15 protein-coding genes and 1 tRNA gene are annotated in these 16,804 nt (G+C 41.7%); 7 read left to right on the forward strand and 9 right to left on the reverse strand.

Annotated elements, in window-relative coordinates; all coding sequences use genetic code 11:
* Positions 1-5: 5 nt before the first annotated feature.
* Positions 6-971: a carbohydrate kinase family protein gene (locus tag AC27G9_RS08260; protein ID WP_487072962.1), complete on the forward strand. Its 966-nt coding sequence runs from the start codon at positions 6-8 to the stop codon at positions 969-971.
* A 1-nt stretch (position 972) separates the two neighbouring features.
* Positions 973-2,184 (forward strand): AGE family epimerase/isomerase, encoded by a 1,212-nt coding sequence (locus tag AC27G9_RS08265; protein WP_487072964.1) that lies wholly within the window; start codon positions 973-975, stop codon positions 2,182-2,184.
* Positions 2,185-2,207: 23 nt separating this feature from the next.
* Here AC27G9_RS08265 and AC27G9_RS08270 read toward each other — a convergent pair whose 3' ends face one another.
* Both AC27G9_RS08270 and AC27G9_RS08275 read right to left on the reverse strand, forming a co-directional pair.
* Positions 2,208-3,503 (reverse strand): DsbA family protein, encoded by a 1,296-nt coding sequence (locus AC27G9_RS08270; protein WP_487072966.1) that lies wholly within the window; start codon positions 3,501-3,503, stop codon positions 2,208-2,210.
* Between the two features lie 209 nt (positions 3,504-3,712).
* Positions 3,713-4,150 (reverse strand): helix-turn-helix domain-containing protein, encoded by a 438-nt coding sequence (locus AC27G9_RS08275; protein ID WP_487072968.1) that lies wholly within the window; start codon positions 4,148-4,150, stop codon positions 3,713-3,715.
* Positions 4,151-4,541: 391 nt separating this feature from the next.
* Here AC27G9_RS08275 and AC27G9_RS08280 point away from each other — a divergent pair, with 391 nt between their 5' ends.
* Complete coding sequence (locus tag AC27G9_RS08280) at positions 4,542-5,273, forward strand: SDR family oxidoreductase (protein ID WP_487073655.1); 732 nt, start codon at positions 4,542-4,544, stop codon at positions 5,271-5,273.
* 73 nt (positions 5,274-5,346) lie between these two features.
* Here the strand turns inward: AC27G9_RS08280 and AC27G9_RS08285 are convergent, their stop codons facing one another.
* The 6 genes from AC27G9_RS08285 to AC27G9_RS08310 form a co-directional block, all read right to left on the reverse strand.
* Positions 5,347-5,622 (reverse strand): hypothetical protein, encoded by a 276-nt coding sequence (locus AC27G9_RS08285; protein WP_487072970.1) that lies wholly within the window; start codon positions 5,620-5,622, stop codon positions 5,347-5,349.
* Positions 5,623-5,671: 49 nt separating this feature from the next.
* Positions 5,672-6,358: a leucine-rich repeat domain-containing protein gene (locus tag AC27G9_RS08290; protein WP_487072972.1), complete on the reverse strand. Its 687-nt coding sequence runs from the start codon at positions 6,356-6,358 to the stop codon at positions 5,672-5,674.
* Positions 6,359-6,927: 569 nt separating this feature from the next.
* Positions 6,928-7,389 carry a hypothetical protein gene (locus AC27G9_RS08295; RefSeq protein ID WP_487072974.1) on the reverse strand — a complete coding sequence of 154 codons (462 nt, stop codon included), beginning with the start codon at positions 7,387-7,389 and terminating at the stop codon, positions 6,928-6,930.
* 211 nt (positions 7,390-7,600) lie between these two features.
* On the reverse strand, positions 7,601-7,840 hold the full coding sequence (locus AC27G9_RS08300) for a hypothetical protein (RefSeq protein ID WP_487072976.1): 240 nt from the start codon (positions 7,838-7,840) through the stop codon (positions 7,601-7,603).
* 417 nt (positions 7,841-8,257) lie between these two features.
* The gene (locus tag AC27G9_RS08305; RefSeq protein WP_487072978.1) at positions 8,258-8,734 is read right to left on the reverse strand and encodes a hypothetical protein; all 477 of its coding nucleotides are present in this window, start codon (positions 8,732-8,734) and stop codon (positions 8,258-8,260) included.
* 606 nt (positions 8,735-9,340) lie between these two features.
* Positions 9,341-9,730 carry a Cd(II)/Pb(II)-responsive transcriptional regulator gene (locus tag AC27G9_RS08310; RefSeq protein ID WP_487072980.1) on the reverse strand — a complete coding sequence of 130 codons (390 nt, stop codon included), beginning with the start codon at positions 9,728-9,730 and terminating at the stop codon, positions 9,341-9,343.
* A gap of 88 nt (positions 9,731-9,818) precedes the next feature.
* On the opposite strand from AC27G9_RS08310, the gene AC27G9_RS08315 reads away from it, so the two are divergent.
* From AC27G9_RS08315 to AC27G9_RS08330, 4 genes are all read left to right on the forward strand, one after another.
* Positions 9,819-10,559 carry a transglutaminase-like domain-containing protein gene (locus AC27G9_RS08315; protein ID WP_487072982.1) on the forward strand — a complete coding sequence of 247 codons (741 nt, stop codon included), beginning with the start codon at positions 9,819-9,821 and terminating at the stop codon, positions 10,557-10,559.
* Positions 10,540-11,427, forward strand: coding sequence for a cation diffusion facilitator family transporter (locus AC27G9_RS08320; protein ID WP_487073657.1), 888 nt, complete (start codon positions 10,540-10,542; stop codon positions 11,425-11,427). The genes AC27G9_RS08315 and AC27G9_RS08320 overlap by 20 nt, the downstream gene beginning before the upstream one ends.
* Before the next feature lie 487 nt (positions 11,428-11,914).
* Complete coding sequence (locus AC27G9_RS08325) at positions 11,915-13,108, forward strand: efflux RND transporter periplasmic adaptor subunit (RefSeq protein WP_487072984.1); 1,194 nt, start codon at positions 11,915-11,917, stop codon at positions 13,106-13,108.
* 11 nt (positions 13,109-13,119) lie between these two features.
* Positions 13,120-16,269: an efflux RND transporter permease subunit gene (locus tag AC27G9_RS08330; RefSeq protein ID WP_487072986.1), complete on the forward strand. Its 3,150-nt coding sequence runs from the start codon at positions 13,120-13,122 to the stop codon at positions 16,267-16,269.
* 352 nt (positions 16,270-16,621) lie between these two features.
* Here the strand turns inward: AC27G9_RS08330 and AC27G9_RS08335 are convergent.
* Positions 16,622-16,698 (reverse strand) — tRNA-Ile (locus AC27G9_RS08335).
* Positions 16,699-16,804 lie beyond the last annotated feature (106 nt).

Raw genomic sequence — 16,804 nt, forward strand, 5'->3', positions numbered from 1 at the left:
CAACAATGAAAAAGCTCATTTGCTTTGGCGAAGCGCTGGTCGACTTATTGTCTAATCGTTTAAATAGCGAAGGCGAATCGACCGAAACTTTTACTAAATACGCCGGTGGTGCTCCCGCTAATGTGGCGGTTGCGGCAGCAAAGCTCGGCAGCAATAGTTATTTTTGCGGCATGCTCGGCAACGATAGTTTCGGTCACTTTTTAAAAACTGAGTTATCGAAGCACGACGTCAACACCGATTACGTGCGCTTTACGTCCGAAGCAAAAACAGCTTTGGCGTTTGTTTCCCTCGACAACACGGGGGAAAGGAGTTTCGATTTTTACCGAGACCCCGGCGCCGATATGTTGTTTAACGCTCAGCATTTTCGAGAGTCATGGTTTCAGGAGCCGGGTATATTCCATATTTGCTCTAACAGCTTGACAGACGACGCTATTTTCCATGCGACAAAAGCCGGCGTAGCGTTAGCCGAGCAGGCCCAATGGACTATCAGTTTTGACGTTAATTTGCGCTTAAATTTGTGGCGTGACCTCACTCAGTGTAAACCTCGTGTTGATGAACTTATTCAACATGCTGACGTCATCAAAATGTCGTCTGAAGAGCTCGACTTCCTATGCGAAGAGGTAGGTGCTGGTCAGTATTTGCGCGATGTGCTAAGCCATCGGCCATCATTGGTAATAGTTACGGACGGTGGTAACCCGCTGAAATGGTATTCAAAAGATAATCAAGGCGTGATGTACCCACCGGCGATTGACATGGTTGATGCTACGGCAGCAGGCGATGCCTTTGTTGGGGGACTTCTGTTTGAATTGAGCCGCGCGACTGAACCTTTAGGCGATACCGTGAGCGACCCGAAAAAACTTGAAGCGTGCCTAAGTTTCGCTTCTGCGTGTGGTGCATTTGCAGCCTCGCGCAAAGGCGCGTTTCCCTCTTTACCGACTCAAGCCGATCTTAAGATCTTGCAAGGACATTAATATGAGCCATCCCGATTTTTCTACCACTGCCTTTTTGCACGAGCATATTCAAGATACCTTGGCGTTTTACGCGCCCAATGTCGACGATCCTAGCGGCGGCTTTTTCCAAAATTTCAGTGACAATGGTGAAGTGTTCGACGCCAATACTCGTCACTTAGTTAGCTCTACACGGTTCGTTTTTAACTATGCTAGAGCCTGGTTGGCCTACGGAAACCAAGATGATTTGTTGCGAGTGAAACGAGGCATCGACTTTATTCGCCAGCATCATTTGAATCCCGAAACTGGCGGTTATTTCTGGACCCTCAATGTCGACGACGGCAACGTAACGGTAACAGACACTACGAATCATTGTTATGGCTTGGCATTTGTGGTTCTCGCTTACAGTTGGGCATTGAGAGCAGGTGTTAAAGAAGCGAAGACCTATCTTTATGACACGTGGGATACCTTAGAGTCTCATTTTTGGGACAAGGCATTTGGCTTGTATAAAGATGAGGCAAACGCCGATTTCTCTTCAATATCAAGTTATCGCGGCCAGAATGCCAATATGCATGCGTGTGAAGCGATGATTGCGGCATACGAAGCCACACAAGATTCAATGTTTCTAGAGCGCGCGTTGCGCCTTGCCGACAACATCACTAACACACAAGCGGCTAAGTGTAACGGCTGGATTTGGGAACACTATGATGTGAATTGGGATCCCGATTGGGAGTTTAACAAAGACGACCCTAAAAATTTGTTTCGTCCGTGGGGATTTCAACCCGGCCATCATACGGAGTGGGCGAAGTTACTGTTAATGCTCAGCCAATACAGTGACTCGCCGTGGTTGGTGACGCGCGCTAAATCCCTATTTGACAGCGTGATCAACCTGTCATGGGATGAGGTAAACGGCGGCCTTTATTACGGTTTTGCTCCAGACGGTGCTATCTGTGATGGCGAAAAGTATTTTTGGGTGCAAGCCGAAACGTTTGCTTGTGCGGCGCGATTGGCATTGGCAACGGGTGATGACAGTTATTGGCAGTGGTACGACAAAATTTGGTCCTATTCATGGGAGCACTTTGTCGACCACGAGTTTGGCGCATGGTATCGCATATTGTCTGAAGACAATCAGAAACTAGAAACCACAAAAAGCCCAGTCGGTAAAACCGACTACCACACTATGGGGGCGTGTTTCGATGTGATCGATGCCCTCGCGGCAAACAATGCTGGGCAGTAGTAAAAGTAGCCCGCCTTGTAACACTAGCGCTTTTGAATAATACGTTGTTCAATAAGCGCTAGTTTATCTTGTCCAAATACGATGTCGTCCTGATATTCAAAGCACGGCACGCCCCACATTCCCTTCCCATACATTTCTTCGAGGTGTTGTTGCGCCCACACGTGCCACGCTTTGTTACTTAACAAGGGCTGTGCCTTCTCCCAGCTCAGAGCGGATGCTTCAACGATCGCTTTTAGCCCCTCGTCGGTGGCGGCGTCGATTCCTTGGCTCCACACGGATTTGGCGAAGGTAGTCATAAATTGCAGCTGTTTGTTTTCCGATGCGGCATATTCAAAAAGCGCATAGCAACGCTCTACTGCAATGCCGAGAGGGTCGGCAATCAAACCGAATGGAATATTATGTGTGGTAGCTTCGCGTTTGGCATCCAGTGCAATATACATTCGTTTCTGTTTGGGAACGGGAAGACCACGCATTACCATGGGTAAAACGGGTTTGAGGATTAGAGGTATCGAATATTGCTTTGCGAGTTCAGCCGCACGTAGTAAGCCGATATAGGAATACGGGCTGCGAATCGAAAAATACACTGTTAATGGAGAATTTGGGGAGATTAGGCATTTTGAGTCGACTGCCCGTTTACTGTGTAACTTGTCATATTTTACGTTAATCGTATCCGGCCTACACAACACGTTGAGTCGCTTTTCTAAATACAGAATTCGCTCAAGTCCCCAGTACCACTCGCCTGCATAATGAATTACGCCGGGTAAATAGTGCCCGTGATGGGCTAACCTTGCTTCATTTTGGCGAAGTCTTTCTCCAAGGAGGGCTTGCTCACTGGCTGCAACACGATTTATGTCTGACTCACTAAGCGACTCGGGTTTCCCGTTTTGCCATACGCTATCAAAAATTTTTCGCATTTGATTGATGGCTTGGTCAGAACCTTCGCAGCTCACCAGAACCAAAGACAGTTCATGTTTAGTTTCGGACGTTAACTGCGCAGACATAGGCGGTGTGAGAGCGTAAAGTTCGGCCAAATGCTGGGCATCGCTGAGCACATTTGCATCCCATAAGTTGATTTCGGGAAACATGTCATCACGTTTGTGCAATACCGTTTTTAATTCAATGGCGATGGGGAACCTGGCCTGCAATTCCGGTAGTACTTGAAGCAGTAGGTAACTGTTTGGGTCATCAATGGCAACAAATACGGTTAACGTGTGAGGACGATGCATCAATTTGCGTTTCATTTCCTGTAGAGCGCGTTTAATGTCTCGCAGTGTAAAGCTCAGGATTCCGTTAATAATATAGGGCTTAAGTTTGCTCATGGTTGGCACACATCTCTTATTGTTCTTATGTCACCTAATAGCAGAATAACAATCTCCAACTCGCTAGCAATCATTATTTAACGTGTTGAGGATGAAGGGGAATGATGGAGAGTAGAGCATTAAGAGGTTCTCATATTCGAATTTTGCAAAGGGAAGTGCACAACGAATACGAGAACATACGATGTAGCAGGGCACGTACTTTATGCCAGCTACCACATTTTTTGTTTATCTACCCATCTAACGGCTAATGCAAACCAGCCAATAGCAATAAGGTAAAGACCAAACCACGAAAATGCACCAATACTGTTTGGTGCGCCCCAGCCATTGCTGACGTAAAAGACAATACCACACAGTACCAACATGGCGATGCTCAACATGGCTTGCTTTCTCTCTTTAAAACCGAGTAGGCCAATCGACACCCAAGCGGGAACGTTTTGCCAATCTTCTGACTTTTTATCAATCACTTTTACTCTCTCCGTTAATTGCGAAATGTCTATTTCAAAAACAGAGGCAAGTGATTTTAGTGTTTCATTACTTGCTGTATTACCAGCTTCGACACGCTGAATTGTGCGTAAACTCAAACCAGCCATCGTGGCCAATTGCTCTTGTGACCAGTGGTTTTTTTCTCGTAGCTTTTTAACAATCATAAATTCTCCGCCTCTGTTGGGAGCAAAAGTTAACGGCTTTTTACCACTGTCGGTAACGTCAAGGCTACGTCACGGTTACGACAGCGCTTGAAATATAAGCAAAAATTCGTTTTCTACCGTTTTTCTGTACATCGATTAACCAAAGTGGTGTTTTGGTCGTTTACTGCTAAATAAACTTACTCATTATAGAGTTTGTCGTATCAAAGGGCATTTTGCTTCGCAAATTTCAAGAATGAACCCAGAAAATATCATTATTGATGGAGCAGCCTCCACCTTGATGCAAGGAATAGTATCGTTTGGTGAATTTTATCAGGCAAGCCGTGCATTTTAACAAAGAGGGGATTATGCCATCATGAGGAAGCATCGTACTACAGACACCAAGGAGGCTGAGTTGGACAAAGTGGTTATTGTAACGGGAGGGAGTAGAGGGATTGGCGCTGCCACGTCAACATTACTTGCCTCAAAAGGTTATGCCGTTTGCGTTAATTATCGCTCTCGAACCGAATACGCCGATGCGGTTGTAGATGACATCAATAAAGCTGGTGGCATGGCGATGAGCTTCAAAGCGGATGTGTCTGTAGAAAGTGAAGTGAATGCAATGTTTTTGGCGGTTCATGAAAAGTTTGGATTAGCGACGCATTTAGTCAATAACGCGGGGGTGTTGTTTACCCAAAGCCGCTTATCCGATATCAGCTATGAGCGGTTTAATCAGGTGATATCGAATAATGTCGGTAGTTGTTTCTTGTGCTCAAAAGCTTTCATCGCTCAACCCATTCAGGCAGGTGCTATTGTTAATGTCTCTTCGGCAGCGTCTAAAAGTGGGGCGCCATTTGAATACATTGATTATGCCGCCTCAAAAGGCGCAATGGACACGTTAACAAAGGGCTTATCTAGTGAGTTAGCTGCTCGAGGGATACGCGTGAATGGAGTACGCCCTGGGTTTATCCATACACAAATGCATGCCGACGGTGGAGAGCCCAATCGAGTGGAGCGCTTTTCGTCTCAAATTCCTCTGGCGCGGGGGGGAACACCACAAGAAGTGGCAAACGCCATCGCATGGCTTTTGTCTGACGAAGCATCTTATGTCACTGGGGCGTTTATCGACATTGCCGGAGGAAAGTAGCAAATCAATCGCGAAGTCAAAAAAAGTCGCTGTTGTAAGCATATAATCGAATCGAAACAGTCGGATTTTGAGCTTACGGTTCGCCTTGCTCTTCGGTCCTTAAGTACAAACTAACGTTTCCAGTTTTGTCTTTCACTGGCGAACCTGTGGACTTGTCAGAAAACGAATCTCGAACAATAACGTACGTTGCTATTGGGCCAACCAAGGGGATTAACCAATTGAAGGCCAAACAAAGTGGTTTTGTACTTGTTTTGACAAAAAAGGCGCCCTTGATTCCAACGGCATTGATAGCTGCAAGCGCCAAGTGTAAGCACGTAATGCTTGCTATGATGTAGACTGTTGTTATCATAAATTCTCCAACCTAGTTAAAAACAGCATCATATCCAAATAACTACCGGTTACACTTTGACTTGTCGCGCCTGAACGCGATTGCATGCTTCAATTTCGATGGCTTTTAAGTTTATATGTTGTTCTGCATTTGAGATGTTCTTTAAAAATGGACAGTTGTAAAGATCTAACAGCTCAAGCTTCACTAGTTTTTGGATACCGTTTAAGGACTCAAGTTTTCTCGACGTCAGATAAAGCTGTTTAAGCTCAACCATCGACGTGATAGGAGCTAAATCTCGATGCGGATAGTTCTGGATATTCAATTTCTCTAGCGACGAGAGCTCGAGTATTGACCCTAATCCCTTAGACCAGGTGAGTAAAGCGACCCTGAGTTTTAAAAAGGCTGAAAAATCGATTGTTTTAGTCGATTTAAACTGTAGCCCTAACACCTCGAGTTGAGGAAGCGACTCGATTACCTCAACGCCTTTTGCATCCCAACAATAGATTTCAAGGCTGCGTAGGAAAGAGAGATTAGAGAGAAACGATAAGTCACTCCCTTTGAAGCCGAAAGCGTCAGTTAACCTCAAAGCGAAAATCTCGTTGTTCAGCATGTAGGTATGAATTCGCTGTGACCAATCGCCCTTAAGAATGAGTACTTTTCCGATTCCATTTTCATCGTCTGCTACCTCAAAATCTCGTTGAAATTTTGATGGCAAGCACGCTCGGTAAACAGCATTCAATACACGATAAAGTCGCATTCTTGTCTGTTGGGTTGAATTTAATACATACAGCCTGCTTGATTTTAGATGGAATGTAAATGACATGAAGAGAAGTATCTGGTTGCTATTCAGAGAACTGAATCGACCAGACTTTACTTAACTAAGTTCCGGTTTGAAGTTTGTTCTTAAACGCCATTTTGTCTTGGCTTTAACCCATATTTAAAGAAGTAATATGGATAGGTGAAAGTGGCAAAAAGTACAAGTAATACGTACCATTTATGCCTTAAATTTTTATCTTCAAAGCGAAGATAAGAATCTCGGAAGCATGTAACTACTCCGATAATGATGACAATTAAACTGACAAACCAGAATTGTTCATATTGCTCTTGTGAAAGCCAAACGGCGGCTCCGTCACTGATTGCATTAAGGTCTCTTTTCGTCACAACGAGAAAAGCTGCACTCCATAGTAAGCAGAAAATATTAATAGATTTCTCAAATATATTCATAGCGCAGGTTTTGTCTAATAAAAGTAAACATTCATGTTACGCGAAAATTGCCAAGCCCGTTACGCGGAATTAGCTCAGCCGGGGCTACGCGTGATTTAGTTGTTAGTTGCCGCCTTTACATACATGCAACGTCTCCATTTCCCAAATATAGATAAACTGTTTGAGATTATCTGAATAATATTGTTCAGCAGCTATATTTCCCTTTTCGTATTCAAAAGCTAGCCACATCCCATTTAAAATATACAACCAAACAGCCATTACAATACACAGACCCAAATAGAACACTAAATTGCGCCTAGACTCTTTGGGCGTTTTTATTGTCAGCCATGTCTTTAAAAGTCCATACACCATAAAAGCCGAAACGCAAACGACAGTAATCACGTATGGGTTGAAGTATGTGTCGCTACCAAGCCAGAAACTGTGAAGACAATGCCCTTGTCCTGTTACTGCAATGTATACCACCAAAACTTTAAACAAATAGCCAAATGCTATACACGTAAATCCAATGATTAAATTGGAAAGGCTAATTTTGAATACACTGCGATCTCTTAAGGCTTCAAACAATTTAATCAACCTCAAAACGGTTTGGTTTCGCCAGCCAAAACGTTTTTTTCATCCGTCTTTGTTTGTAAATCTAAAGCATAAGTTACGGCTATAGCAAGTAAAGTCACTATTTGATGTTTTCTGAAATGATTAAAATATCGACAAGGTGTGTATTTGATTCGGCTTTGGCTCTACCATTTCATTGTAAAAACGACACTTGCATAAGTTAGTTCTACTGTTGATAGCCCCGATCCTTAACTACACCCCAAACTGAAATGATACTTGCCAGTAAAGCAGCGCCAGCAATATAAACTGCATACGTCATCACAACATTAACTAATTTTAAATCGTCTTTCCCGTTATGTAGCCAAAATAAAAAAACTTTAAAGGTTGCAACAAAAAAAGAGACATAAAAAAGAATTTTAAATACGATTTTCCAGACTGCAAAAAATTTTGATTTCTCACTTTTCATATTTACTACCTTGCACGTGAAAAACGGCTCCAGCTGGCATGTCTATTGGCTTATTGGATACTAATCGATGCACCTTACTTCCTTGTTATTTATTTGGCAGAACTTTGAGTTTGACTCTTTCTTAAATGAGTCTCCTACCTTTAAATCCTCCGGCTTTAGAATGATACGTGCACTACTAAACCGCTTTAGTTCGCCATTCTTCAAACGAATTTCTATTCTCGGCATTCCGTGATTTTTTGACTGCCACTCTATCAGTTCTACTTTACCTGAGACAGCAAACTGCACAGGAGCGCTATGACTAATGTAGCTGCTAACGATACCTATACAAAAAATAGGAATTGCTAATAAAACAAACTTTAGAAACCTCGACATATGTTAAACGGCACCTTACACCACAACAGTTGTTTGTTATAGCTATTACTGAATAACAACTTCATGAGTTTGTTCATACTCATCTCTGAATGAATTAACTAGTTTTTCGAGTGTATTTATTATTTTAGATTCTTGCCCATCATGGATTATGACTATGCGCCCTCTAAAGCTATCAAACATAGTGAATGATATTTCTGAACGCTTGTACATGAGCCAAAATACACCGGCAACCAATACCCATACTAAAGCTACTAAAAAACCTGCAATCAATTTTTCTATACTATCGGCAACCAATGAGGCTTTACCAATGGCAAAAATAGCCAATAAGACGAAGGGAAAAGAAGCGAACTTAAGTATTGGGTTTTTTGATGTAGCGTATATAGCATTGTATAGATCTATTTCTGTGTACCTGACTTCAAAGGCCACAGATTCCTCAGAATCTCCGTACTCATAAGAGAGATAATGCTCTTCAAAAGAGAATTTGGTTTTATGACCACGAAACTTTTGAACGAGAGAGTTCACTTACATCCTCCAAAAATATAACAATTTAATGAACCCTAAAGCGGTTTGGTTTCACGAACTGAAACGGGGTATTTGTCCATTTGTTTTTTGTAAGGCTAAAGCATAAGTAACTGCAATAGCAAATAAAGTATCTACTGGGTGCAATTTGCTAAATTACTAAAAACACCAAAACGACTGCAGGTAGTTTTGGGGTATTTCGCGTATTCAGAATACGTCGAGGATCGTAAAGATTAGTTGCTCGTTAAAGTGATTTGGTAAGGGATACCTTAATGTCATGCCAAGCTACAACAGAGGAGTTTCAAAAATAAATGCCGTGATTGAGTATTTGTTCTCAGGCTAGCATCTAAAATTCAATTCTTGTCGGTTTGACGATCATTAACGCTATGTTATCGCAAAATAGCGAACCTGTGTTTTTGGCTATATATGGAGATACAAAGAGGGGAAAATGGTGGCCCGACCCTGACTTGAACCGAAATGTGGTATGGACTCTAAACCACCAATAATTAAGTAATTTTTATTTTATAGAATATAGAGTGTTAGGGATAATTTTCTAATCAATTTAATATACGAGAAACTCTCGTATTGAGCGAACAAAGAAGCTAATAATTACACCTCTAGCGTTCTCATAATCCCACACCTTTCTACTGTATTGTCTGAGGAGCAGGCTTTCTTCATTATCTGAAGCTCGGATTTTAATGCTCTCAACTCTCGAATCCGCTTGTTTACTAAATCAAGTTGGTTTGCAATTAAGTCATTTATTGATGAACAACTTTCTTCAGGTCTGTTTTTAAGCTCAAGTAAAGTCTTGATTTCTGACAAAGGAATATCAAGACTTCGACAGTGTTTAACAAACTCTAATTCTTTCAGAGCTTTTGCATCATATAGCCGAAAATTACCTTCGCTACGACTAGGCGGATTCAGTAATCCTTCTTTTTCGTAATACCTAATTGTTTGTATTGAACAGCCCGATACCTTAGCTAATTGGCCTATCTTCATATTAATTTCTACCCCGACTTGACTCTATAGTAACTATAGATTCTATAGTTGTGTTATTCAAAGTGAAACTGCGTGAGTGTATGACAATATGAACGAGAGCTATTTGTCTGAAACAACAATACTAGACTTCAATCATGAGACTATTCAGCGATTGATTTTAGAGCGAAATTGGCAAGCTTTAGATGATTACAACAAGATAGGTGCTGCTTACTCTTTTGTTAAAGACGAAATTCAGTTCGGCTATAACCGCAGCGATGATATTACAGCAAGTGAAGTTTTAGCTGATGGCTATGGTCAGTGTAATACCAAGGGAAACTTGTTAATGGCTCTACTACGGGCGCTCGGTATTCAGTGTCGATTTCATGGTTTCACGATTGATCAACAACTCCAAAAAGGAGCTATTCCCACTTACGTATTTTGGCTTGCACCTAAATATATCATCCATAGTTGGGTTGAAGTTTTCTTTGATGGTGAGTGGATCAACTTAGAAGGTTTTATCCTCGACAATGATTATCTAAGATCCGTTCAATCTAAGTTCAGTCAAGATAAAGGTGGTTTCTGTGGATATGGTATCGCTACAAACTGTTTGGAGAACCCTCAGACAGAGTGGACAGGAAAAAACACATACATTCAAAAGGAAGGCATTCATGATGACTTTGGTTTATACAACTCGCCAGATGAATTTTACAGCGAGAAAGGCACCAACCTGTCAGGCGTAAAGCGCTGGTTATATCAGTCGGTGATTCGTCATCTTATCAATATGAATGTTAATCGCTTGAGAAATGCTAGCAACCAAAGTAGAGGTGAAAATGCACAGCCACAATCATAGTCACCACCACTCACACGATAAAAATGAGCGCATTGGTTGGACATTCTTTCTAAATGTTACTTTTACCATCATTGAATTCATAGGCGGTTGGCTAACCAATAGTACGGCAATCATGGCTGACGCAGTTCATGATTTAGGTGACAGCATATCTATCGGTTTCGCTTGGCTGTTGAGTCACTTTTCAGACAAACAAGCATCTTCAACATACAGTTACGGTTATAAGCGCTTGTCACTGTTTGGTGCCTTAATCAATAGCGTTGTTTTAATTGCTGGCTCTATCTTTATTTTGGTTGAGGCAATCCCTCGATTATCTAATCCAGAAATGCCAATGGTAGAGGGAATGCTAGGGTTGGCGCTACTTGGGGTTACAGTAAATGGTTATGCCGTATATAAAATTAAGGCGGGAACCACATTAAACGAAAAGGTTTTAACATGGCATCTACTAGAAGATGTCCTTGGCTGGGTTGCTGTCCTTATTGTATCAATTATCTTGATGTTTGTGGCCTGGCCTATTTTAGATCCATTGTTATCTATCGCTTTTACGCTGTTTATTCTGTTTAACGTCCTAAAAAACTTAAGATCCACGTTAGCATTATTTTTACAAGCGTCACCTGATAAAGAAACACAAGCCAAGATAACTGAAGCCTTGCTTTCTAGACCTGAAGTGAGAGAAGTGCATCACTTGCACTATTGGTCTTTAGATGGCGAAAGTCATGTGCTAACGGCGCACCTTGTTTTGAATGCTCCGTACGATGTAACTGAGTTGCAATCACTCAAGCAAGTAATTTCTGAAGACTTAAGCGCTTTTGAATTGTCGCATACCACCATTGAGTTTGAATTTCCCGATGAAGTTTGCAGAGATGATTAACATTTACACTTAATTACTGGCTTAGATTTGTACTCAGAAATTTGTTATATTACCAACGTTTAACGAATAGAATAGAATATTGAACATCAACATTGCTTCAAAAATACTGCTGATTATATCGATTGTTTTGCAATCGTTTATTGCTGTATCTGCAAGCATGGAAACTCACCAGTTAGACATTGAACATCTACAAACTATTCATGACCACGAGACAGATCATTCTCCTCAGTTAGATAAAGATAACGAACACGATATTGAGGACTGCCACCATTGCGGACACTGTAGTGGTAATCATACTAGTTGGATTTTGATAACAGCGTTTACACCAAACCTGCCTTTAAATTATTCACATAACTTCAACACAATAACTTTATTGCCTTTGGGTATCTCAACTAGGCTCTATCGACCACCTATCGCTTAACTTTCTGCTCCATACAGTGCGTTTTTACGCAAACACAATTTGGTTTAATAAAAGTTAAGAGTCATTATGAACAATATTTTTCGAACTACTGGCGTAGCGTTAGTAGTCATTCTTGCTCTGTTTTCAATAAACACAGCACAGGCTAATGAAAGTCAAAATAACACACAACTCGATGAACATTCGCATGAACATGACCATGCAGAGGTTGAAGAGCATAAAACCGAGAGTCTAGCTAAAGAAGAGGACCATGAAGAAGGGGTTTCTTTAAGTACGGAAAAAATTAAAGTAGCAGGCATTGAAGTAGATGCTGTTTTTTCAAAGAAATACTTGAACACGGTTTATGCTCCTGGAGAAGTGAAAGCAAACGGCTATAAGAGCTATCTTGTTTCGCCTCGCACAGATTCTGTGGTAATTAATCGCCATGCGAGTTTAGGAGACCACGTAAAATCTGGACAAAAGCTGGTTACTTTATTCAGCGAAACAATGGCTCAAACTCAAGCTGACTTTTTAATTGCCTCTTCTAATTGGAAGCGAGCGAAAACGCTAGGAAGCAATAACATAAGTGAACGTACGCTTGTTGAAGCAGAAAACATCTATAAAGGTGTCTATGGCAAATTAGTAGCTTTCGGTTTAACAAAGCAGGCGATTGACAATATAGCCCAACAAGATAGCGCTAAGTTTGGGCAATACGTGCTTATAGCTGAGCGGGATGGCGTTGTACTACAAGATGACTTCATGCAAGGTCAGCGCATTGAAGCGGGTGAAACCATCATGTTACTCGCCGATGAAACCGACCTTTGGGTAGAAGCAAATGTTCCCCCAAATAAAGAGTTAAATCTAGCCGTTGGTAGTTCTGCCTTAATTGATTTGAATGGTATTAAATACCAAGCCAATGTCATTCAAGAAGCTCACACTATTGATCCAATTACACGAACCCGAACAGTAAGACTGTCGGTTGTGAATACTGGACATAAGCTTCATTCAGGTATGTTTGTGAAAGTCTATATTCAGTTCGAATCGAACAGCGAAGTCATCGCCGTACCAGAAGAAGCGTTGATTAGAAGCAGTGATGGTGACTGGATAGTGTTTATTGAAGACCATCCTAATGAGTTTAAAGCGGTAGAAGTGACAAGAGGTCTATCCTTTGGCGAATATCGAGAAGTTTTCGGTATTGAATCTGGAACAAAAGTCGTTACCCGTGGTGCTTTTTTTGTCGCCTCTGAGATAGCTAAGGGCGGCTTTGACCCGCACAATCATTAGGGAGGCCAGTTATGTTTAATCGAATTATTGATTGGTCTATTAACAACAGATTGCTCGTGCTAATCGCACTATTTGCATTAATCGCAAGTGCTGTTATCACCATACCCAAGTTGAATTTAGATGCGTTTCCAGACGTTACAAACGTACAAGTTGCTGTTAATACTGAAGCGCCGGGTTTAGCAGCCGAAGAAGTTGAGCAACTTATCACATACCCCATTGAAGCTGTGATGTACGCATTGCCAGATGTAGAACAAGTGCGCTCTATTTCAAAAACAGGTTTGTCGGGTGTCACTGTAGTCTTTAAAGAAGGCACGGATATATATTTTGCAAGACAATTGGTATTTGAGCGCCTACAGGCTGCAAAGGAACTGATACCTGCTGGGGTTGGGACACCAGACATGGGGCCAAACACTTCCGGCTTGGGACAGGTGTTTCAATATTTGCTGATATCAGATGAGGCAAGTAAGTATGACTCAATGGCGCTTAGAAGTCTGAATGACTGGATCATCAAGCTATTAATAATGCCTGTAGACGGCGTAACGGATGTACTGTCATTCGGTGGTAACGTTCGCCAATATCAAGTTAATGTCGATCCTTCTAAATTATTGTCCTACGAGTTAACCCAAGAGGACGTGGTATCCTCGCTTGAAAATAACAACGCCAATGTCGGTGGCTGGTACATGAATCGCGGCCAAGAACAGCTTGTTATTCGTGGTACTGGTTGGTTCGAAAGTGGCGAAAAAGGTATTGAAAATATTCAGCAGGTGCCTGTCAAAACACTTAACGGTGTAGTTGTTACTGTTTCTGATGTTGCCAACGTAGAGCTTGGTGCTGAGATCAGACAAGGCGCTGTCACTATGACCCGCAAAACGGATAATGGCACTGTTGAGAATTTAGGTGAAGTGGTCTCTGGCATTGTATTAAAACGCATGGGGGCGAATACCAAAGCGACGATAGATGGTATAAATGCTAGAACAAAGCTTATCAATCAGGCACTACCAAAAGGTGTACGATTTGAGCCTTTTTATGATCAAGCTGACTTAATTGAAAAAGCCGTAGCAACCGTTGTTGAAGCTCTTACTTTGGCTTTTATTTTTATCACTATTGTACTTGCTCTATTTTTAATGAATTTAAGAGCAACATTTCTAGTGCTTATATCAATCCCAATTTCCATTGGTATTGCATTAATGGTGATGGCTTGGTTAGGTATTTCAGCCAACTTGATGTCGCTCGGCGGTATCGCAGTGGCTATTGGCATGTTAGTCGATGGTTCAGTTGTTATGGTTGAAAACATGTTTAAACACCTAAACAGACAACTAGAAGGCGACAGCGCTGATGCAAGTATTGAAGCTAAACAAAAGTTAAAATTGGCAGGTAAAGAAGTTGCTCGCCCTATTTTTTTTGCAGCTTCAATTATTCTCGTTGTTTTTACGCCACTGTTTAGTTTCGAAGGTGTTGAAGCAAAGCTATTTCAGCCAATGGCTATCAGCATTATGTTAGCTGTGGTATCAGCTATTGTAGTTGCTTTGTTTATTGTTCCAGCACTCGCCACTTTTATTTTTAAGAGCGGGGTGAAAGAAAGGGATAGTTTAATTTTAAAACCTATCGACATTTTATATCGAAAGTTGTTGAGAATCGCATTAAAGCAAACCAAGCTTGTTGTTTTTGTGTCAATAGCTCTAGTCGCTTCGGCAGCAGCAATCATTCCACAAATTGGAACAGAGTTCGTGCCAGAATTAGAAGAAGGAACGATCAACCTAAGAGTGACACTAGCCCCTTCCTCTAGTTTGGAAACAGCGCTATCTGTTGCCCCTATATTAGAAGAAAAGCTAATGGCATTTCCTGAAGTGACTTACGCATTAAGCCGAATTGGTCGAGCAGAAATTGGCGGCGATCCAGAGCCAGTGAACAACATTGAAATCTACATCGGTCTTAAGCCTGTTTCAGAATGGACAAGCGCCTCAAATCGTTATGAGTTGCAAGATAAAATGGAACGCTCATTGGAAGAATTTCCGGGGCTGTTATTAAATTTCTCTCAGCCTATAGCTACTCGTGTAGATGAATTGTTATCAGGAGTTAAAGCACAACTTGCTATTAAATTATTTGGCGCTGACTTACAGGTGCTAGCCAATAAAGGGCGAGAAATTGAAACTGCGATTAAGTCAATTGATGGTGCAAAGGACGTTGCACTTGAGCAGATTGCAGGTGAAGCACAACTTGTTATTGCTCCTAATAGGCTTGAGCTTTCTCGATATGGGTTATCTGTTGGTGATGTCATGGAAGTGGTTCAAGACGGGATCGGTGGCGTTGAGGCTGGACAAATTATCAATGGTAACGAACGCTATGATATATATGTGCGCCTAGATGAGGAGTTTAGAGCCAATAGTGAAGCAATAGCCGATATTAGATTGCAATCTCCTACTGGGGCTTGGGTACGCATTGGCGATGTAGCTTCTGTATCTTTTGAATCTGGTCCTCCACAGGTTAGGCGAGATGACGTACAGCGTAGAGTGGTGATTCAAGCCAACGTCCAAGGCCGAGATATGGGCAGTGTGGTTAAAGATATTCGAGCAGAGATAGCCTCTAAGGTACAATTGCCAGCAGGTTATTCGGTATCAATTGGTGGGCAATTCGAAAGTCAGCAACGAGCGCAACAGCGTCTTTCTATTGTCGTACCGTTGTCATTGGCTTTGATAGCTTTGCTCCTTTATTTTGCATTTGGTTCAGTAGGACAAGCTGTGCTGATCTTACTTAATGTTCCATTAGCTGTTATTGGCGGTGTATTTTCGCTATACCTTTCAGGTCAATATCTATCAGTTCCAAGCTCTGTTGGCTTTATTACCTTATTTGGCGTGGCTGTGCTTAATGGTGTAGTAATGGTAGAAAGCATTAATCAACGAGTCAAAGGTGGGATTGCAACCGCTGAGGCAATATTTGATGGTGCTACATCAAGACTACGTCCGGTTCTGATGACTGCTATTACTTCAGCGTTAGGTCTAATACCGATGTTAATGTCAAATGGAGTCGGCTCTGAAATTCAAAGACCACTTGCTAGCGTAATTGTCGGTGGCTTAATTACAGCAACGTTACTTACGTTGTTTGTAGTTCCAAGCTTATACAAGCTCTTTTCTAAAGAAAAAATAAGAGAGTTAGCGTCATAACACGTCCATTTAGCCCCATACAATTTTTGTTTTGGGGCTGTTCATGTTTCTAGTTAGCAAATTCAAAACTCAGATGAAGGTCTCTTAATGGCACAAACCGGAAGTAGTAGAACAAAAGCTTGAACGACCGTTTCTAGTCTGTTTACGCCTTTCATTTGCGCTACTTAAGGACTTCCGTATACGTTTTGCTGCCTGTTAGATTCGAGCGAAATTCAATATCAAAAGTTTCATATTAGAGGTTGCCAATCCTCGGGAGCTTTTTTGGCCAATGTATGTTTTGAATAAATGATAGTTTGTCCGAAGTGGCGAAACTTTGCTTTCGACAACATTTGAACATATAAAAAGAGGAAAATGGTGGCCCGACCCTGACTTGAACAGGGGACCTGCCGATTATGAGTCGGATGCTCTAACCAACTGAGCTATCGGGCCATTTTGAAGTACCTTGCTGCATAGCTTGATGCGACAAAGCGGGGCGAAGTATAAGCAGTTTTACTGCTATTGTCACCCCTCTAAGTACATCTGTTTGAACTGATTG

It is taken from the genome of Alteromonas sp. 5NS40-0096, assembly GCF_057544385.1.